The organism is Microcoleus sp. Z1_A1 (genome assembly GCF_036700305.1).
In the GTDB taxonomy this organism is placed as follows: Bacteria; Cyanobacteriota; Cyanobacteriia; order Cyanobacteriales; family Microcoleaceae; genus Microcoleus.
Genome location: NZ_JAUBOR010000015.1, coordinates 25,342 through 45,815 on the forward strand (window position 1 = coordinate 25,342; position 20,474 = coordinate 45,815).

18 protein-coding genes are annotated in these 20,474 nt (G+C 46.0%); 7 read left to right on the forward strand and 11 right to left on the reverse strand.

What is annotated here, in order from left to right; translation table 11 throughout:
- Positions 1–195: 195 nt before the first annotated feature.
- The 5 genes from QT973_RS12365 to QT973_RS12385 form a co-directional block, all read right to left on the reverse strand.
- Positions 196–2,478: an AAA family ATPase gene (locus QT973_RS12365; protein ID WP_333209192.1), complete on the reverse strand. Its 2,283-nt coding sequence runs from the start codon at positions 2,476–2,478 to the stop codon at positions 196–198.
- Between the two features lie 187 nt (positions 2,479–2,665).
- The gene (locus QT973_RS12370; protein WP_333233570.1) at positions 2,666–4,243 is read right to left on the reverse strand and encodes a polysaccharide biosynthesis/export family protein; all 1,578 of its coding nucleotides are present in this window, start codon (positions 4,241–4,243) and stop codon (positions 2,666–2,668) included.
- Between the two features lie 131 nt (positions 4,244–4,374).
- A complete protein-coding gene (locus QT973_RS12375; RefSeq protein ID WP_333391419.1) occupies positions 4,375–5,091 on the reverse strand; it encodes a cyanoexosortase B system-associated protein in 717 nt (238 codons plus the stop codon).
- Positions 5,091–5,966 (reverse strand): cyanoexosortase B, encoded by an 876-nt coding sequence (crtB, locus tag QT973_RS12380; protein ID WP_333056500.1) that lies wholly within the window; start codon positions 5,964–5,966, stop codon positions 5,091–5,093. Before crtB ends, QT973_RS12375 begins: the two co-directional genes overlap by 1 nt.
- Positions 5,967–6,255: 289 nt before the next feature.
- Positions 6,256–7,395, reverse strand: coding sequence for a DegT/DnrJ/EryC1/StrS family aminotransferase (locus tag QT973_RS12385; protein WP_333391421.1), 1,140 nt, complete (start codon positions 7,393–7,395; stop codon positions 6,256–6,258).
- Between the two features lie 187 nt (positions 7,396–7,582).
- Here QT973_RS12385 and QT973_RS12390 point away from each other — a divergent pair, with 187 nt between their 5' ends.
- From QT973_RS12390 to QT973_RS27040, 4 genes are all read left to right on the forward strand, one after another.
- A complete protein-coding gene (locus tag QT973_RS12390) occupies positions 7,583–8,620 on the forward strand; it encodes an NADP(H)-dependent aldo-keto reductase (protein ID WP_333391422.1) in 1,038 nt (345 codons plus the stop codon).
- Between the two features lie 181 nt (positions 8,621–8,801).
- Positions 8,802–9,014 carry a hypothetical protein gene (locus tag QT973_RS12395; protein WP_333391424.1) on the forward strand — a complete coding sequence of 71 codons (213 nt, stop codon included), beginning with the start codon at positions 8,802–8,804 and terminating at the stop codon, positions 9,012–9,014.
- A gap of 161 nt (positions 9,015–9,175) precedes the next feature.
- Positions 9,176–10,480 carry a DUF262 domain-containing protein gene (locus tag QT973_RS12400; RefSeq protein ID WP_333391425.1) on the forward strand — a complete coding sequence of 435 codons (1,305 nt, stop codon included), beginning with the start codon at positions 9,176–9,178 and terminating at the stop codon, positions 10,478–10,480.
- An 18-nt stretch (positions 10,481–10,498) separates the two neighbouring features.
- Positions 10,499–10,774, forward strand: a complete 276-nt coding sequence (locus QT973_RS27040; protein ID WP_445305693.1) for an HNH endonuclease — start codon at positions 10,499–10,501, stop codon at positions 10,772–10,774.
- Positions 10,775–10,915: 141 nt separating this feature from the next.
- On the opposite strand, the gene QT973_RS12405 is transcribed toward QT973_RS27040, so the two are convergent.
- The 5 genes from QT973_RS12405 to QT973_RS12425 form a co-directional block, all read right to left on the reverse strand.
- On the reverse strand, positions 10,916–11,314 hold the full coding sequence (locus QT973_RS12405) for a DUF2281 domain-containing protein (RefSeq protein ID WP_333391427.1): 399 nt from the start codon (positions 11,312–11,314) through the stop codon (positions 10,916–10,918).
- Positions 11,311–11,655 carry a DUF6883 domain-containing protein gene (locus QT973_RS12410; protein WP_333209177.1) on the reverse strand — a complete coding sequence of 115 codons (345 nt, stop codon included), beginning with the start codon at positions 11,653–11,655 and terminating at the stop codon, positions 11,311–11,313. Before QT973_RS12410 ends, QT973_RS12405 begins: the two co-directional genes overlap by 4 nt.
- Positions 11,652–11,855, reverse strand: coding sequence for a DUF433 domain-containing protein (locus tag QT973_RS12415; RefSeq protein ID WP_333209175.1), 204 nt, complete (start codon positions 11,853–11,855; stop codon positions 11,652–11,654). Before QT973_RS12415 ends, QT973_RS12410 begins: the two co-directional genes overlap by 4 nt.
- 16 nt (positions 11,856–11,871) lie before the next feature.
- Entirely contained in the window at positions 11,872–13,884 is a 2,013-nt protein-coding gene (gene uvrB / locus QT973_RS12420) for an excinuclease ABC subunit UvrB (RefSeq protein ID WP_333391429.1), read from the reverse strand.
- 127 nt (positions 13,885–14,011) lie between these two features.
- Positions 14,012–15,193 carry an RNA-guided endonuclease InsQ/TnpB family protein gene (locus QT973_RS12425; protein WP_445243084.1) on the reverse strand — a complete coding sequence of 394 codons (1,182 nt, stop codon included), beginning with the start codon at positions 15,191–15,193 and terminating at the stop codon, positions 14,012–14,014.
- A 178-nt stretch (positions 15,194–15,371) separates the two neighbouring features.
- Here QT973_RS12425 and QT973_RS12430 point away from each other — a divergent pair, with 178 nt between their 5' ends.
- Complete coding sequence (locus QT973_RS12430; RefSeq protein WP_333056520.1) at positions 15,372–15,854, forward strand: hypothetical protein; 483 nt, start codon at positions 15,372–15,374, stop codon at positions 15,852–15,854.
- Positions 15,855–16,178: 324 nt separating this feature from the next.
- On the opposite strand, the gene urtA is transcribed toward QT973_RS12430, so the two are convergent.
- Positions 16,179–19,103: an urea ABC transporter substrate-binding protein gene (gene urtA, locus QT973_RS12435; protein WP_333056521.1), complete on the reverse strand. Its 2,925-nt coding sequence runs from the start codon at positions 19,101–19,103 to the stop codon at positions 16,179–16,181.
- A gap of 550 nt (positions 19,104–19,653) precedes the next feature.
- Here urtA and QT973_RS12440 point away from each other — a divergent pair.
- Together QT973_RS12440 and QT973_RS12445 are read left to right on the forward strand one after the other, a co-directional pair.
- Positions 19,654–19,860 carry a hypothetical protein gene (locus QT973_RS12440; RefSeq protein WP_333056522.1) on the forward strand — a complete coding sequence of 69 codons (207 nt, stop codon included), beginning with the start codon at positions 19,654–19,656 and terminating at the stop codon, positions 19,858–19,860.
- A gap of 391 nt (positions 19,861–20,251) precedes the next feature.
- A complete protein-coding gene (locus QT973_RS12445; RefSeq protein ID WP_333056523.1) occupies positions 20,252–20,434 on the forward strand; it encodes a CsbD family protein in 183 nt (60 codons plus the stop codon).
- The last annotated feature ends 40 nt before the right edge of the window (positions 20,435–20,474 follow it).

Genomic DNA, 20,474 nt, shown 5'->3' on the forward strand with positions numbered 1-20,474 from the left:
CTCTCTGTTCTCTGACTCTGTGTTCTCTGTGTCCTCTGCGGTTTAATCATTCCAAATGCCACCGGAATTTATATCAATTCCAAATCTAAAATCGACTGGCTGTTAACGGTGCTTTCGGCTTAACCTGCTTAGGTTGCACCTACAAAACATTCACATTTGCTTGAGGATGGCTTTACAATAATCAAGCCTGATAAATTATCTAAATTTACTATTAATAGCCTTATTTTTAGGCTTTGAGTGCTGCGGTAATTGCCTCGATCGCACTTCGATCGCCCGATCGCCGATCGCACTCACAGGCAACTCCCATTCATCAATATCAAGATCATTGCGGAACTTCACCGGAATATCAGCACCGTTAATAATCGCTCCCAACAGCCGCGGCCCAGATTTATGCGACTCGTCATCCTCAGATTCCAGCAACTGATCTGCAGCCTCAGACAACATACTAGACAAAGTGTAACCAGGCCGCGCCACCAAAATCATACCATCCGTGTACGGTTCCAGCGTCAGCGCGTCGTTGCACTCGCTCAAAGCCGGAGAATCCACAACCACAAAATCAAAGCGGTTGCGAACATCCTCAAACAATCTCCGCATTTCGCTGGATTCTAGTACGGCGGAGGCTTGCCGCAAAAAGCCGGGACTCGGCACAACGTATAGGTTCTCTACCTCTGGAACCAAAAGGACGCACTCGCTAATATTGCCGTAATAGTGCAAAGGTTCCACAGTCGCCAGAGGATCAGCAGCAATTTTCAAAGATTCAACGTTAGAAGCCGATCGCAAATCTGCTTCAATTAGCAAAGTCCGTTTACCCGATCGAGCCGATGCAATTGCCAAATTGTAAGCACTAAAACTTTTCCCCTCCAAAGGCGCCGCCGAAGTCAGCAACACCACCTTCACCGGTTTGTTCCCGATCCGGCGCAAATTAGTACGCAACCGCTCGTAAAACTCCAAATAGGGAGAATTTGCCTCCAAGGCGAGCGGCATTATTTCATCGCCGTAGGAATCAAACACCGTCACTTCAGGCAAAACTGCCAGTATCGGCACCTCTTTTTCCACCAAAGCCGCCCGCACTTCTTCCCAACTGTAAAACTTGCCGTTGAGCATCCCCAACAAAAATATCAACCCCCCGCCCAACAGCAATCCCACAAAGCCGCCCACCGCCAGCATCACGGGCAAACCTCTCTTGTTTGACTCAACGTCATCAGTTTGCGGCAATTGGGCGATTCTCAAACTCCCCGTTGTCTCAGCTACCGCCGCCTCAGCATCTACCAAAGCCGACTGCATCTTGTCGTAGAGAGCTTTTTTGAACGCCACTTGCTGGGCTAACCGCGCTTGTTCTAACTGCTTGTTGGGGATTGTCGCGTGTTCCCGACGCAATTCTTGTTCAGTTTTCTCGATTCCTTGGAGTTGCTGTTGCACCGTATCCCGCTGCGTTTGCAAAGCAATCAAAGTTTGAGCTAACTGCTGTCTAGCCGGATCTAAAGAAGAGTCTACCCGAATTCGATCGGCACTTCTGAGCGGAGCCGCCACCCCGTTACCGCCTAGTACCTCAGACTGCCGCTGCTGCAACTGCTGCTCAAAAGCAAGTTTTTGTTTAAGCAATTCCACAATTTTCGGGTGTTCCTCCTGCAAGTCGCTGCGGAGAATTTTGAGCTGAGATTCGATCGAAAACAATTGCACTCGCAGTTGGGCAATAATTGGATCGGCAGAGAGTGCTTGAGCGACGTAAGCTTGCTCCACATTCAATCCCAAGCGATCCTGCAAACTGTTAATTTGAGCTTCAATTCCTCCCAACTGCACGCGGAGTTGCCGCTGCTGCTGTTGGCTGCTGGTAATCGCTTGCGGCAGTGCACCGCTCTGAGCTGCTAAAATTGAAGTTCCTTCTCGTTTTTCGTAGGCTTCAAGTTTTGCTTCCGTCTCTCTGAGTTCCTGAGTTACTGTCGGCAAACGCTTGTTAATTTGGGCGATCGTCTCACGCAGTCTAGAAGTATTAATACTTTTGCTGTGTTCCACCATTTCGTACATCAGCGTCTTTACTACCGCTTCTGCTTTTTTGCGATCGGCATTTTTATACAATACTTGAATCAAAGCGCTGGGGTCATTATTCTTACTGGGCATTTTTATCTGCACATCTTTTCCCAGCTTTTTAGCCAAAGCTTCTACTTTTTCCGCTTCTTCTTTGTTTAATTTTCCTTCGGGTTTGATGAGTTTTTTCGCTGCTGGTTCAACCACCCTTGTATCCAGCAGCATATCTTTAGTTATTTCTTGTCCTTCCTGTTGGATTTTAGTAGTAGTAGATGAAAAAATCACGCTCGGTCTGTCGTAAGCAAGCGTACCTATTGCAACGTAAACTGGCGCAGGCTTTGGCTGCATGGCAACTACCCCCGACACCCCCACAGTCACCGCGAGAGTAGCCAGTCCCACCCACTTGTATTGGTCGAAAGCAATTAAATAACGTTTAACAACTGATAAAGTCATGACGATTTTAGATTTTAGATTTTAGATTTTAGATTGCTAAGTGTTAACGATAACTAATGATTGCGGACTAATTCTACAAATCCCCCAAAAACCTTAGAACTTTCGGTCGGTGATTAAAACCCATATCGCCTAAGTCATTCTCCATCTTAAATCTTAAATCTTAAATCTTAAATCTAAAATGGTATGACTACCTCTCATTACGTGATGGGCCAAACAAATCTGTTACCCCATTTCTCAACTGCTCAAAGAACAGAATAAATCCCAAAGTATCCCGGAATGGTCGAGTAAAAGTATTGATTACATAACCAATGCGCTCTACCAAATTCCTACCAATCACAATCACATCATTATCTTCGAGCATCGGGTTCTGAGAAACATTGCCCTCCAAAGCAGCTTTAGCATCTATCGAACGGTTGATTGCTCTACCTTGCTTTTCGTCGAACCGAATCAGGGCTATTTTTCGCAAGTCAGCAAGATTAACAGGCAAGTTGTTGAGAGCATCCAAAAACCGACTGCCATTTTCAACATAGAACGAGGTCAAACCACCACTAGCGTAACTCAAAACTCGAACGTAGATCCTGGGCTTAATCAAAGTAGACCGCGAAACCAGAGCTTTATCGTAGTCTAGGTTTTTGGTACTAGCGTCCAATTCCGGGATGACAATCACATCTCCCGATGCCAAAGGAAAATCGAACAAATCGTTACCGTTTGCTAGGGGAGTGTAGAGGTCGATTGGTTCCTCCACCGAGGAGCCGTCCATCAGCGTCCGCCGCACTCGCACCTCCCGCAAATCGGCTTTTCCCGTGACTCCCCCCGCAATCGCCAAAGCAGCCGAAATTCGACCAGAACCCGCAGGAAGCGTGTAAAAACCCGGTTTGCTGACTTCTCCGGTGACAGTGATTTGGACGGGGACAGCAGCAGCAGCGAGGCTGTACCTGGACGCCAAATCTCGATCGGAGTTGCGATCGGGCGTAACCTGTTTATACGGTACGACGATCGCATCTCCATCTTCCAAACGCAAATCCGGTGGAGCAATACCAGTTTGCAACGGTGTCAAAATATCAACAACTTGCTCCGCCACAGCACCGGAAGGCAGAGTCCGCCGCACCCGCACCCCTCGCAGTTCCGCCGTAGGATTAGTCCCAGCAGCCGCCGCCAAAGCCGCAGGAAGCTGGGGAGTTTGCAGCGGATAAAAACCCGGTCTGGCAACTTCCCCCGTCACCGTCACCACTACGGGGCGCTGAACCAGCAAAGCAGCCGAGACTTGAGGATTTTTGATAAATTGACCAAAGCGCTCCCGGAGGCGCTGCTGTGATTCTTCGACAGTAAGACCGCGCACATTTACTGTTCCGATTAGCGGCAGTACAATTACCCCTTCAGGGCTGATTGCACCTGTAAAACCTAGCTCAGGGAAGCGCTGAACTTGAACAGAAATCTGGTCTCCCGGCCCCAGGCGGTAGGGCCGATTCCGAAAAGCTGGGTTAATATCCCGGTTGAAATTGGCAGGCGGCGGTGGCGGTACAGGCGGTGGCGGTGGCGCCACGAGTCGCTCGTCTCTGGGAACAACAGATTGAGCTAAAGCCGTTTCCGAAAAATTTTTGCTATTAAAACCCCAGAATACAGCAGCAAAAGATAGAGTCCAAACAGTGGAATGCAGGCCTGCCAAGTAAAAAGCGAGGCGATTTTTAATAGTGGATTTTTGCCGCATTTTCAGAGGATTTAAAAAAGTAATATTTTGAATAATGACCTGATTTGTAAGTTTCATCTAAATATAGCGACGACAAAAAACAATAAGATATTTTCGTGCGGGTTGAACTAGAATATTGACTAGGAAGCAGTAGATTTTGGCAAAACTCGCCCACGCCCTAGGCTGATTTATTTGCACCTACCTGCTTACTAAAACCGAAAAGTTTCTGTAATTAATTTAGCCTGGACACTTTCGGCAAGAGATTCCAGCAATGGTTGAGCTATCTTAATGTCGCCCTGGGGTTGAATGGGAAGGATGATACTGATAGCAACCCAAGAGGCGCGGCGGTTCGAGAGTCTAGCAATGCTGTCTTCCCAAAACCAGCGACTGGTTGTTGGAGAACCCCCGTTAGGCCAAGCGTACCACTGCACGACAGCAAAAGTTTGTTGGCGAGTCCAGCTTCGGAAAAACCTCGCCTCGACAGTAGGCGGTGGCTGGCCGGGTATTGGTGCTAATTTAACTGTAAACCTCAAAGTGCGATGAGAATCGGTTTGCCATCGGTGAAATCCATCGATATCTAGCCATTCTACTTGGGGCTGGTTTTTGGGGTAATTTTGAGGCAACAGCAATAAAATGGCAATTGTTTTATCCTTTTTAATTTCTTGAACTAACCATCTGTGAGTGCCAATTTGGACGTTATTCTGAACGGCTATAACCTGCCACCCAGGAATTTTTATCCCGTTTTGGCGTACACTTCTTAATTGCTTGAGGTTGGCAAGGGTTGGCGGGTTTGTCCAAGGCCACCTTCCCGTCGCGTAGCCGGGAATTGCTACTGCCCCAACTAATACCAGCAAAAACACCAGTACCATAATTTTAGATAATTGATACCGCTGCAGTAGTTTCTGTGCTGAAATCATCTGTTTCATTAATTGCCAGACTGACTTGGGAAATACTTTTCCATCCCGTTGAGGAGAAGTACCAATAACCCTAGTATACAAGCAGAATACAAATCTCCGCCCCATCCGGCGTGTAGCCAAGTAAAAAGCGCCTCTCTGTCGGTTCCGTGAAAGTAAGTTAGCAAAGTATTGCGAAAAATGTTGGAAGTGATGCTAATAATGGATGTAATCACTAAAAACAAAAGACTTTTTTTGCCCGAGTTCCAAACTCCCGTCCAATCCAGCAGAATTAAGCTAACGTAAAGACTGGTAAACAGCATTTTCAAGCCTGCACAGTGTGGAGCAACTTCTACAATGCGATCGTTCACGTACAGATAAATTTCTTCCACTCTCACGTTGATACCAACCTTAATTAATATCCAGCCTGATGTTTCAGCAATGAATTGCTGTAAGGGCAAGGCGTAGGGTTCTATGAGGTAAGGAATGTGGTTTGGCGAGGCCAGAAATACGAATAAAAGCGGCATCGCCTGCAATTTTAAGCCGGGAATTCCTTTTAAAGATAAGCAAATGCTGGCCAGCATTATGGGAAGGGATAAATTTACTAAATCGCTCAAGCGACTCAGATAAAAAAGCGTGGCTAGTACCAGCAAAAAGCCTCCCAAAGGATGCGGTGAATTGGGCAAGTTGCGCCAGCACTTTCGGTTCATCCAAGCAATATAAGCTGCGTAGGGTAAACCAATTAGTCCGTGGCTGAAATATTCGTGTTCGAGGCTGATGGTTTTGTTGAACCAGCCGTCGTACCAGTGTACTAGCAAGGGGGCGTACAGCAGCACTAGGAGCGCCGTGATACCTTCCCCCAGGAGGTATCGCTTGAAAACAATGCGAATTTTGCGCTGGATTTGCATGGTTTGAGAAGTTTTAAGATTGCCGCGCTGGATTCGCAACGCTTTGGGGTTTTAAAGTGTGAGTTAAAGATTTGTTAATTCCCGACATCAGGCATCAATATCAATAAAGGACTCTCGCGCAGGGTGGGGGCGGGTTTATTTAACCTGTCTGCACCCTTTAAAGCTATTGGTGAACCCGCCCCTACGGGTTTTTGATATGGGTGCCTGATGTGAGTTAATTCGGAACTTAAATGCTTTTATAACTGCACTCTACTGCTGGAAACAGGTTCCGCATAACTTTTATGAACAATTAGCAATTCAATGATAGTACGATCGCCCGAACAACTTGCTCGATCTGAGTATTGCTCAATCCGGGATACATTGGCAATGATAAAATTTGTTGGCACAGGGTTTCTGCGTGGGGGAAGTCGCCCGGATTGCCTAAGTTTTGGTAGGCGGGTTGCAGGTGACAAGGTACGGGATAGTGTATACCTGTTTGAATGCCGTGTTGGGCGAGTTTTTCCTGAAGGGTGTTGCGGTTGAGCGAGCTTTTCTCCGTAATTTGGATAACATAGAGGTGATAAATGTGACCGCTGCTGCTGTGGTTGGCGATGGGTACAATGCCTTTGCGTTTCAGGGGTTCTAATAGACTATTGTAGTGTTGGGCGGCGGCGGCGCGATCGCGATTCCATTTTTCTAAGTAAGGCAATTTAACATTGAGCACGGCGGCTTGCAAATTGTCGAGGCGGCTGTTGCTGCCGATTTCGGTGTGCAAATATTTGCTGGGTGCTCCGTAATTGCGGAGAGTTCGCATTTTTTCTGCGAGCTCTGCATCGTTAGTAATTAACATCCCGCCGTCGCCAAAAGAACCGAGGTTTTTGCTGGGATAAAAGCTGAATGCTGCTGCTTTTCCAATGGAACCCGCGCGGTATCCTTCTCTTTCGGCTAAGTGCGCTTGGGCCGCATCTTCAAATATGATTAAATCGTGGCGATTCGCAAAATCTAAAAGCTGCCGGGGCGATACCATTTGACCGTAGAGGTGTACTGGGATAATTGCTTTAGTTTTCGAGGTAACTGCTGTTGCTGCTGCTGTGAGGTCAATCAGGGCGGTTTCCGGGTCGCAATCTACAAGAATAGGTATAGCTTTGGCTTGGAGGACGGCGATCGCGGTGGCGATAAAAGTGTTAGCGGGTATGATAATTTCGTCGCCCGGATTAATGCCGCAAGCTTGGAGTCCCAGAGCGATCGCATCTGTTCCACAAGCCACTCCTACGCCGTATTTTACTCCTGAAGCTGCTGCAAATGCTGTTTCAAATTCGGCGAGTGCTTGACCTAAAATAAAGTCTCCTTGCTCGATAATTTTTCCAATTTCTGCTGTTATTTGCGATTGGATTGGTTGGTGTTGCAAGGAAAAGTTTACAAACGGAACTTTGGGCGGGCGACTACTCATACATCAGAGGAATACGAATTATTTATATTAACATTTAAGTGCGGATATTTTTTATTTTTTTAACCGCAGAGGGCGCAGAGAGCACAGAGGAAGAGAGGAGAAAGCCTCGCGCACTTTTCTGGAGCTTTCAATTAAATCAAGGTTTTTCTGTAATATAGAATCAGATATTTTTCCCGCAATCAAACTCATGGAATACAAAAAACTAGGCGACAGCGATTTATCAGTATCTGAAATCTGTTTGGGTACGATGACTTATGGCCAGCAGAACACCGTTGCAGAAGCGGCCCAACAGCTCGATTTTGCGATCGATAGAGGCATCAACTTTATCGATACGGCGGAAATGTATCCTGTCCCTGGAAAGCCGGAAACTCAGGGAAAAACAGAGGAATATATCGGCGATTGGTTGGCGAAACAGCAGCGGGATAAGGTCATTATAGCGACTAAAGTGGCGGGCAGAAGCACTCGATTAAAGTGGATTCGGGAAGGGAAAAATCAGATCGATCGCCCAAATGTCGAAAAAGCCCTGAATGACAGCCTGAAGCGCTTGCAAACTGACTACATCGACCTGTATCAGATCCACTGGCCCGATCGCTACGTGCCCTTATTTGGCGCGCCGGATTACGACAGCGCCCAAGAACACGAAACAGTACCAATTTTGGAACAGTTAGAGGTATTTGCTGACTTGATTAAAGCTGGCAAAATCCGCTATTTAGGTTTGAGTAACGAGACGCCTTGGGGAGTTTGCGAGTTTTGCACGTTGGCTGAAAAACACGGTTTGCCGAAGGTTGTTTCGATTCAGAATGCTTTCAGTTTGAGCAATCGGACATTTCACTTGAATTTAGCCGAAACTTGCCGTTTTAAGAATGTGGGATTGCTGGCTTACAGTCCTTTGGGATTTGGGCTGTTAACGGGTAAATACTTGAATGGAATTCCCGAAAATTCTAGGTTGGCTTTATTCGCTGGATTTGGTCAGCGTTACGATAAAACTAATCTGAATGATGCGGTGAAAGCGTATGTTGAGATTGCCGGGAAACATGGGATAAGTCCGGCGCAGATGGCTTTGGCGTATGTGCGATCGCGCTGGTTTGTAACTAGCACTATTATCGGTGCAACCAGTCTGGAACAGTTGGAGGAAAATATCGGTAGTTTGGATGTGAATTTGGATAAGGATATCATAGCGGAAATCAATGCGGTGCACGTTAAGTATCCGAATCCGACACCGTAAGTTTATTAGTAGGTTGGGTTGAGCTAACGAACCCTACGTTTCACTTCGCCCAACTTACTACTTTAATATGCGAAAATTACATAAACAGAACTTACGCACTCCGCCAAAGAAACCGGGTTTTTTACTGCATCTGCGGGCTCTAACGAAGTTTTCTCGCAAAAAACCCGGTTTCTGAGTTCTCATGCGTAACTCCTATTTGAGGAAGTTTGAAACTTCTGGTTGGGAAAAGGTTTTTGAATGCGATCGCACTCACGTATTAAATACACTCAGAGGTTTTCTTCAGGAAGTGATGCAGCTAGCTGTAGATAAGGGTTACATCACGTTGGAAGAGAAGGAGGAGTTTATCAGTCCGGCTTTTGCTAGCAGTACGGATGCTGCGGTATTGAGCAAGTAGTTGGTTTGGGTGGTGTTTTGGGCGGGCGATCGGCGTTACAGCCCAAGAGTGGCAACGAGTACATGAGTTAAGACGGTAGCCATCGCTCTACCTCTTAGGTGTTACAATTTATTACATTTTTATACATTAAGTGAGCAAAAGCGAGATAATTCTGGGAAACAATGACTAATTTAGGGATTTGTAACTCTATGAGTGAAAAAATATTTTCCCCCCTGGTACAAGATAAGACAAGAACCCAAAGTGAAAGCATACAAACCGTTGTTTTAGGATTAAAAAATGGGCTAGTATACATCCCAGACTATCAGAGAGATGCGGAGCAATGGGACTCTCGAAAGAAATCTTTATTTATCGAGTCTCTTTTGAATAATTTAACGATTCCTGCTTTCTTTTTTGGTGAAGATGAAGAGGGAAATAACGAGGTTATCGATGGGCAACAAAGGCTGAACACCATTTGGCAATTTGCCGATGATAAATTCACGATTAGCAATAATTCATCAATCGAATATTTAGCTCCTTTATCTGCTTTATATGCTGGAAAGAAGTTTAGCCAATTAAGTCAAAAATTAAAAACTCTATTTAATACTTATCCACTAACAATAATTTATATTCCTAAAAGTATACCTTTACAGACAAAACTGGAAATATTCCGAAGAATCAATGAGGGAGGAACTCCTCTTTCTGGTCAAGATATTCGCTTGGCATATTATAGCCAGTCTAAAGCTGTTACTTTTATTCGTTTAGTCGGAATACATGATGACCCTAATGAAATAGATGAAACAGTATTGGAGGATAATGAGGAGATTGAGACTATTAAGAAGCCATCACAGCGGATGCTTGAGTTAGCTCAAAATAAAGGGCTTTCAAATCCTTGGGATAAGTATCCTGATGCGAAAGATATGTGGTATCAATGGTGGGAAGGAAAAGAAAAGGCAAAAGGGCAAACCCCTTCTTTGATGTTCTTATGGTATTTAGTCTGTCTTGAACGTCTTTCACTTGACAATCTTTTAAAAAGAGGTTCACATTTAAAATTGCTATTTGGAGGGCAGACAGAGAATGCGTTAGATATTTATTGCAATCAGCTTCAATATCAAGAATTTGAAGGAAAGTTGCAAACGAACATAATTGCCAATTTAGACCTTATAAGTGTTGATTATTTTCAAAAATTTGCTGAGTGGATGGAAATTATCTTAGGTAGAGCAATGGCTGGTGTAGGGGTGGACAAATATAAACAGATTGCTTTATTTATTGCAGGAGCGGTCGAATTAAAGATAAGTCCAGTCAAAGTGTCAGATAGACAATGGAATTTAATTAACAACTTTATCCGTAAACCCAGAGAAACAGGGAAAAAAATACTAGCACATGATGATGGATATCCTGAAGCTAAAGGAAGTTGGGGTGGGAAAAGAGGACAAAAAGAACAGTGTGATGCTGCTGCTGAAATAGCAAGAACCATTTTGAAGTTTTGATGAAGTAATAAATATTAAATGCTGTTTGATCTTCCAGCAGGGCTACAGTCATGCGACCCTAGAAGCAGAGCCTTTCCTATATCCTGGAAAGAAGCTTACTTTAGGTTACACTTTAGTAACGAGTTAAAAGGTTATGTTTGCCCTCTCTGCACAAGAGTGTTTCGAGGCCCCAAAGGTTTTAAAGAACTTAAAGCCGATCATATTCACCCTTTTAGTAAAGGGGGATTAACCAGTTGGAATAATCTACAACTTCTCTGCTTTAAATGCAATGGTCACAAAAGTAATAAGCTCTAGACCAAATAGGACACGACATTAAGAAATTTAATAATCTAATCTTGCTCAAGAATGCGATCGCTGCATCTGCTGTGTCGCGATCGCCCTTCCCATCCAAAAAATAAGACAATGGTAAAAGGCGATCGCACTTCACCTCAATGCTTAATACGATCGCACTTTTTGCTGTTTTTCCTGCAAAAACTCCGCAAAGTCGCAGACTTCAGCCACTAACTCGTCAGGTAAATTATTTAAAACCGACAGTAAATGCTCTCGAATCCCCATCATTTCGTCGGCAGATTTTATTAATTGCAACTGATGCGGATAAACTGTTTCAACACCAATCGTTTCCATAAATGCGCCCGGTTCATCCTGAGTTGCAGGCACAAAATCCCCGCCAACTTCTGCTTTAACCCATCCGCCAAATAATTCTACTAAATAAGCTTCACCGTTCTTTAAAACCTCAACAATTGTCCCGGCTGTTTGTGGCGGTGCAATCTCGCCATCAGCGAGGGCGACTGCTTCGGTTAAAGTCACTGCATCCAATAACTGAAATTTGCTCATTCCTGTCTCCCAAAGCGTTGAGGAAATGCGGTAACAAATCTAGCAATATCTTCACCAAATAAAACAATCCAACCTGTACGGATTTGCCAAGATACTTCCGATCGCCCTGTAACTAAAATAATAGCTTGGTAGCGTTCTCCATAGTCATTCTGTCCGGCTGGCTGTAACAATTCTAGCGAGATTTGGGCTATAATTGCGTCTCGAATCGCCTCCGGTGACTCAAACCCCATCACCTCCCGCCAGAATTTCTGCTTATCTCCGCCTACTCCTGCTTCCGTGGCCCTGCTGAAGAGATATTGCGCCTTAGCAATGGGAAACTCTAAACGAGTGGGTGCATTCATAGCATTGAGGTTGAGAGTTGATACTGGAGGGTAGCTTTAATATCCTCAGCTTCCAAATAAGGATAAGCTGCCAAAATTTCCTCTACACTCATCCCATTTGCTACTAAACTCACTACCAAAGAAACAGTAATTCGCATTCCTCGAATGCAAGCTCTTCCTCCCATAATTTTTGGATCGAAGGTAATGCGATCGAACATCATATCCTCCCACTCTTCCTTAATGTCCCAATAGCTTATCCCGCAAATGCTTGATCCGATCGCGCAATTTACCCGCCTCCTCAAACTCCAACTTCTTAGCCGCCGCCTTCATCTGCGCTTCCAACCGCCCGATTAACTGAGGAATCTCATCCAAAGATAACTCGTTTACCTGTTCGTAAACCTCCTCCAACTGCTGAGAATTCAGCTTGCGCGACACATCCAAAAATGCCAAAATCGCATTACTCGATCGCTTTTTCGCGATCGGCTGCGGCGTAATCCCGTGCATCTTATTGTACGCTAGCTGAATCCCCCGGCGTCGATCCGTTTCGTCGATCGCCTTAACCATACTGTCAGTCAAATTATCCGCGTATAAAATAGCCTGTCCCTGAACGTGCCGCGCCGCCCTTCCAATCGTTTGAATCAACGAACGTCCCGATCGCAAAAACCCCTCTTTATCCGCATCCAAAATTACCACCAGCGAAACTTCCGGCAAATCCAAACCTTCCCGCAGCAAGTTAACACCAATCAATACATCAAACTTACCATCCTGTAAATCTTGGATAATTTCGATGCGTTGAATCGACTGGATTTCCGAGTGCAAATACCGGACTTTAATAGCCCTTTCCTGCAAATATTCCGTTAAATCTTCCGCCATCCGCTTGGTTAAAGTCGTCACCAAAACTCGCTCGTCCCGACTTACTCTCTCCTTAATTTCCCCCAACAAATCATCAATTTGTCCTTCCGTCGGGCGCACGAAAATAGTCGGATCTATTACTCCGGTAGGGCGAATTACTTGCTCTGCAACTCTGCCTTCAGATATTTCCATTTCCCAATCCCCAGGCGTAGCAGAAACAAAGATGCACTGATTCTCTTTTGCCCAGAATTCCTCTGCTTTTAAAGGGCGGTTATCGGCAGCGCTGGGCAAGCGAAAACCGTGTTCTATCAATACTTTTTTCCGCGCTTGGTCGCCGTTGTACATCCCCCGAATTTGCGGCACTGTGACGTGAGATTCATCTATCACCAACATCCAATCTTTCGGGAAATAATCAATCAAACATTCCGGCGGTTCCCCGGCATTTCTCCCTGCTAAATGCCGCGAATAATTCTCGACTCCGTTGCAGTAACCTACCTCGCGCAGCATTTCCAAATCGTAGCGAGTGCGCTGTTCCAACCGCTGAGCTTCTAATAGTTTACCCTCTTTTTCAAATTCTGCCAGTCGGTCTTCTAATTCGAGTTCTATTCCTTGGCAAGCTGCCTCTAATTTATCTTCCGCCGTGACAAAGTGGCGCGCTGGATAGATATTTAAAGCCGTTGAACTTTGCAGGATTTTACCTGTTACGGGGTCAACGTAGCGAATGGCATCGATTTCGTCGCCGAAGAATTCAACGCGAATAATTCTATCTTCGTAAGCAGGGCCGATTTCCAAAACATCGCCTTTAACGCGAAATTTCCCTCTGCCTAAATCTATATCGTTGCGGCTGTATTGGACGTTAACTAAATCGCGCAAAACTTGCCGCTGGTTGACTTCCATTCCTACTCGCAAAGGAATAGCAGCTTTCAGGTATTCTGCGGGCATTCCCAAACCGTAGATGCAGCTAATTGAAGCAACTACAATCACGTCGCGGCGTTCAAAGAGCGATCGCGTGGCTGAGTGTCGCAACATATCGATCTCGTCATTAATTGCGGCCGTTTTCTCAATGAAAGTATCGGTGACGGCAATGTATGCTTCAGGTTGGTAGTAGTCGTAATAACTGACAAAGTATTCGACTGCATTGTTCGGGAAAAAATTTCGCAGTTCGTTGCACAGTTGAGCAGCCAGGGTTTTGTTGTGTGCTAGGACTAAGGTGGGTCTGCCGACTTTTTCAATCACCGAGGCAATGGAGAAGGTTTTGCCCGTACCTGTGGCACCGAGTAAGGTTTGAAATCGATCGCCCGCTTCGATGCCTTTGACAAGTTGCTCGATCGCTAGCGGTTGGTCGCCTGTGGGCTGGAAGGGCGCTTGCAATTGAAAAGATGCTGCCGCAGTTACCATAGGAAAATGTAGCTATTACCCATAAATCTTAACAAAAATGCAGAGATTCTGCAATTTCTCTAAGAAAATAGTTAGACTTTTTGACACTCCCCAGCTATCAAGGCGAGGGGATTCTTTGTTCACAGACTCAACTTGCTTGCGACTGGATTTCTCCAGCCAAAGTAGAGGTCGAATCTCCCAAAGCGTTCGGGTCTTTGACCCAAGTTCCGGTATGCCCTACCGTACTCAAGGCTAATTTCAGAATGTTAATCGCGGCGTTCCAATCCCTATCCATAACAAATCCACATTCACAAACGTGGGTTCTTACGGATAGGGATTTTTTGACGATTGCACCGCAGTTAGAACATTTTTGCGAAGTATAAGCAGGATTGACAGCAACCGTTACCCTGCCAAACTTTACGCCAAAATATTCCAACCACTTCCTGAATTGATACCAACCAGCATCGTTAATCGATTTAGCCAGACAGTGATTCTTTGCAAGATTCTTAATCCTCAAATCTTCGTAGGCGACCAAATCGTTAGATTGGATTACGTAACGCGCCAGTCTCTTAGCGTGTTCTTCACGTTGCCTACTTATTTTGAGGTGTGCTCGCCCTAATCGATTAATTGCTTTCTTTCGGTTGGCAGAGCCTTTCTTTGTGCGAGAGACACGTCGCTGTCGAAACTTCAACCGTTTCTCGCTTGTTCGGTAAAACTTGGGATTTGGTTCAGTGTGACCGTCGGAGTCTGTATAAAACTCTTTCAAGCCCACGTCCAATCCAACTGTTTTACCTGCTGGCGTTGTATCTACATTGCGATCAGCACTGATTGCCAACTGAACGTAGTAGCCGTCAGCGCGACATATTAAGCGAACTCGCTTGATCTGATCGATTTGGTAGAAGTTAAGATCCCACGTCCCTTTTAGTTTGAGCTTGCCAATTCCCTTTTTGTCAGTGAATGTGATTTGCTTCCGAGTTTCTGAAAGTTTCCAACCGCTGACTTTGTACTCAACAGACCGACTGTTTTTCTTGAAAGTCGGATAGCATTTCTTTCCGGGAACGGCTTTCTTGCAGTTGTCGTAGAACCGAGCAATCGCAGAATAAGCCCTTTCCACAGAAGCTTGGCAAGCACTAGAATTCAAATCTTTGACAAAGGCAAACTCTTCTCTGAGCGCAGTGATGTGCCGATACAAGTCTTTTTGCCCTACTCCTCGGTTGTCTATCCAAAATCGGATGCACTTGTTCCGAACGAATTGAGCAGTTCTGATTGCCTCGTCTATTGCTGCGTACTGATTTGGTTTGCCTTTAGCCTTGAATTCTAAAACGAACATTTTACGTGAGAACTCGCTACGTTAAAAGTCTAACACAAAGCCGTCCTATAAGGACGGGGCTTTAAACCCAAGTTTTTGGTAATATTATTTTAATCATCGGCCCAAATAGAAAGCAGAAAGCCCACAAAAGCAGTTGTCCGAACCCAGCAATCAACAGTAATAAGCGAGGAAAAGAATTATGGATACGAGGAGCACAGGTACAGGCAAAGGCAAAGCACTCGCCCGCCGCGGCAAAGGCAGTTCCAAAAGCCAACCGACAGAACCCACGGATGCCAAAGCAACAGGAATTCAACTTTATCGGCCGCAACTCATGCATGACAACCGCCCCGTCGGCCCCGACGATTTTACCATCAGCGAGACCGTCTCGATATCGGGGAACCGCCCGATCGGCACTAGCACCCTGCATATCAGCGAAACCTACGGCATTGTAGGCAATCGCCCGATCGAATCCAGCGACTTTGAAGTGGTTGCTACACTCGGCAATCGCCCGATCGGTTCCAGCGCCATGCAAGTCAGTGAAATGTTCAGTATGTCCGGTGCTCGCCCTATTGCAATCAGCACTCTTCACATTGATGAAGTTTACTCCACAATGGGAGGAAACCGCCCTATTGCCTCAAACGAAATTGACGATAGCTCGACATTAATGGGCTTCTTAGATTAATTAGTCAATTGTTAGTTGACCGTTGTCAGTTGTCAGTTGTCAGTTGACTGTTGTTATTTCTTATTGGTTACCTGCTACTAATAAGCAATAACCATAGCACTTCTGGGTTTAATGAAGTACGTCTGGTAATTGGTAATCGAGAGGGATGTATAGCGGTTTTCTCTTGAAGTGAAATGCTAATCTGTAGGGTGCGTCGCCCTCAGATGAGAAATGAAACTTGCAGATTTTTCCGGGCGACGCACCTTACCCTTATCAATAGCGGATCTAACAATTTGTGGCGTCCAGAACAGTAATAATTACAGTCAACAGTCAACAGTCAACTAACTACTTCCCGATACCCTGATATTTACTCAATAAAGCAGCAAAGCGCTTGTAATCCACAGGCTTCCTCACATACTCCGCCGCTCCAAATTCCAAACCCTGATTTTGGTCGTCCAAAAAAGTTATCATAATCACTGGAATATCAACCAAATCTCGATCGGCTTTCAGCGCAGACAGCACCGCCCAGCCGTCCATACTTGGCATCATCACGTCCAGAATAATCGCGTCGGGCAGCAACTCCTTCGCCAACAGCAGCCCCCCTTCACCGCTAGCCGACGATCGCACCCGAAAGCCCTGTTTCGACAAGCAGCGAGTCATCAAATCCCGCGCATCTGGATCGTCATCAATCACCAGCACCGTAGCAGCATCGGGCAGATCCAGCGGTTGCGATCGCACTTCTTTTTGCTTCGCTTCAGTCGCCGCTACACTCGTTTCCAACTCCTCGCCATACTTCGGCTGCATTTCTTCAATTTCTCGATCTTCCTGCGCTTCTTTTGGGTTTTTAACCGCAATCGGCAACCGGATCGTAAAACTAGAACCGCAGCCAAACTCACTCTCAACGGTAATGTCTCCGCCCATCATCTGGCAAAACTTCCGGCTAATTGTCAGCCCCAAACCGGTGCCACCGTATTTGCGGGTAGTAGAATCGTCCGCTTGAGCGAAAGCTCCGAACAGCCTCGACACCTGATCCTCAGTCATGCCGATGCCACTATCGGTGACTTGAAACACGATCGACGGCTGTTGACACCGAGAAGGATCTGCCGAGAGTTCTTCGGAATTGCCGACCGACAAAACCTCCCCTTCTTCCTTCCAAACATTAATCGTAATTTTGCCTCGATCGGTAAACTTAGCAGCATTGCTCACCAAATTCAACAGCGCTTGTCGCAGCTTCGACGAATCCGAGTAGATCGTGCCAATATTGCGATCGCAATTGACGATCAAAGTATTGCCATTTTTCCCTAGCGTCGGTTGAACAGTAGTGACAACTTGCTCGATCAAATCCCACACCTCAAAAGTCTCCAAGAAAAGAGTCATCTTTCCTGCTTCAATTTTAGAAATATCCAGGATGTCACTAATAATGTAGAGTAACTGCTTGCCAGCCATATTAATGCTTGCCAAATCCATCACAAACTCTTCTTCGCCGAGTTCCAGAGCCTCTTCTTGCAGCAGCTCGCTGTAGCCGATAATCGCATTCAAGGGCGTCCGCAACTCGTGAGTCATATTTGCCAAAAAAGTGCTTTTTGCCCGGTTGGCAGCTTCCGCAGCATTCTTAGCGACTTCCAATTCCTCCGATCGTTCCTCTAGCTGCTGCTGCCGCACCTCCAAACCGTTGAGCAAACTGCTAATTTGCTGAGCCATTGTATTGAGAGTAGAAGATAGCACCCCGATCGCGTCATTAGAAACCACCGGCGATCGAGCCGTCAAATCACCGCTAGCCATCTGTTCGGCAGTTTCCCGCAGCAAGCCGAGATTCCGAATAATTGCCGACACCGACACAAAACCCCCTATTCCCGCGATCAAACTCAAAGCCAAAGCCCCCATCAGCCAGTGCTGAGTGCGGCTCGCCACAAACAGAGTTTGCTGCACCAACACCGCCATTGCGGCCTCAGAAACCCCCGCAGGAGCTGAGGCCGCCTCTATTGCCAGCAAATAGTTCTTCATCTCCACAGAACCCATCCACCCGACTCCCACCGCCATCCAAGTTATCAGTACCAAGATGACAAACAGCCCGCTCAAAGACGCCCGAGTTCCCAGAGAAATCCCCCTCGTAGCAAGTGCCGCCGCCCAAGGATAGCCCTTGAGAAAAGGATCGGGCCGAACCGGTGCGCCGGAATTCCAAATCTCCTCAATTTGACCGTCCAGCCTCACCTTGCCAATCCGCACTGTTTTCCAAATATGCTGAGTTTGGGCATCTATTTTTACCTTCCCCGAAGGCGCTGCAAACTCAATATTTTTAGCAGCCGCCCTGACTTTAACCACATTTGTCGAACCAGCTTTTTCTACTGCTTGCTTCCACAGGTAAACGCCCAAATAAGCTGCTTCGATCGGGTCATCCGTGACTCGATTTTCCCCGTATCGGGCTTTATAAGCCTTGACAAATTTACGATTTTCCGGTGTATCCACCGTTTGAAAATAGTTCCAAACCACCAAATGTCCAGCAATATTGGACGGCCCGATCGCCCGCACTTCCTCTTCTGCTACGCTAACCGACATCACCGGCAAATCATCGGGTTTCACGCCAGCTTCCCGCAACTTTTGGAAAAAAGCCACATTGCTGTCCCCGTTGAGAGTGTTGAGAATCGCATCCGGTTTCACTGCTAAGATATGTGCGATCGCCTCGCCCACTTCCCTCGAACCCAGCGGCAGATACACTTCCCCCGCCAACTCTCCCCCCAGTGCCGCCAGTTGAACTTTCACAATCCGATTTGCCGTGCGGGGAAAGATATAATCCGAACCCAACAGGAAAATTTTCCGCTTCCCCTGTGCCAGCAAGTAATTCACCCCAGGCACAATCTGTTGGTTTGGGGCAGCACCAGTGTAGAAAATATTCGGACACTTTTCTAGCCCTTCATACTGCACCGGATAGAACAGCAAACCGCTGCCGTGTTCAAAAACCGGCTGTACAGCTTTGCGGCTCGCCGAAGTCCAACAGCCAAATACCACCGCCACCTGCGCTTCTAGGAGCAATTGCTTAGCTTTTTGAGCAAAAGTTTGCAAATCGCTGGCTCCATCCTCTATAACCGCTTCCAAGGGGCGTCCGAGCACCCCTCCCGCCGCATTAATTTCCTCAACAGCCAACAGCGTCGCATCTTTAACAGAAATTTCGCTGATGGACATCGTGCCCGTCAGCGAATGCAAAACGCCTATTTTGATCGGCTCACGAGTCGAGCCTGCTGCTGCGAGGGGGTTACTGCTCCTTGCTCCCATAGGGTTTTAGATAATTTTTACTAATAACAGAAATTTTAGTTCGATCCTGCACGAAGTTAGCCTTGAGGCTAAATCTTGTTTAGCAGATTATTTAACCCGATCGCCACCAAACGTGGAAATTGCTGCACCCTGTTGATTTTAACTGTCAAACTCTCAGCATAGACCTAAGTCTGGACTAAACAGCCTCCCATTTCTCTCTTCATCTTTTACCGATGTCCAAAGAGCCTCATACAACAACATTCGACACTTAATGCCATCGCGCGCGCTGCAGAACAATTCTCCCCCCTCCTCGCCGTTCCCCAACTCATTCACAGCCCGCGCCTTGCTACTCACCAAGCAATCTCACGCACTATTCCCCTTCCCCTATCTCCTTTCGGGCTAATGCAATTTTCCGTAATTTATCTTAACTATAAAACTCAAAACTCTTCACCAGCCCCTATCTCCCTTCAGACAGAGGGAAGCCCTCGTGATTTCCCTTATGATAAATATAAGGTTAACTTCTAAGTACCCTTGTTAAAAATAAATTTTGCAAACAATAGGGGAAAAACTAATGAATAGTCAAGAAAACGCGACCCACACTGGCAGCGAAAATCAAGTCACGCTACCAAAATCAAAGGAAACCTTGCTCGGCGAGGAAACAGAAAAAGCCCTCGGCCAGCAAAAAAAAGAAGATGCTCAAACTATGCACGCTGTCGAACAGTTTAAAGAAGAACTTCAGCACAAAATTGATGAAGAATGTCATCACAAGGTAGATTAAAACTACTAATACGGAATTTTTTCGGGTGTGGGTAAGATACAGTCTTGCCGACACCCGCCTTTTTAAGGCAGAATTAAAGATAATTTTAAAATTATAAATTCTTTTGGGTTTAAAAAAATACTCTTGGACGCACGGGCGACCATCCAGCATTTTTTTACAAAAATAAATACTTAATTGCAGCCAGTAGAAGCGGTAAAAAAAATGCGGCAAGTATGAAAGTGGCAGTCCGTCTAAAATTTTAAAATAATTTTTCCACATTCCCTATTCCCTATTCCCTATTCCATTTGTTATTCATTCTTTCTTCCTAGAGGTAGAGTGCAACGCAGCTCATAGTTACCTATGATGAGTTTAAGTAAAAAATGTCAAATTAAATACAGATAGGGAGAAACCCATGACCACTAAAGATAGAGCAGAGGCAACTGGCAACAACATCGCAGGCAAAGCTCAAGAAGCCCTAGGTAATATTACTGGCGACCCGAAGGATAAAGCAGAAGGCAAAGCCAAGCAGGCAAAAGCTGAAGCTGGTCACGCCATCGAAGATGTAAAAGATGAGCTCAAAAAGAAACTAGACTAAGCCTAATACTAATTGAGAGGGTCGAGCAACCTGACCCTTT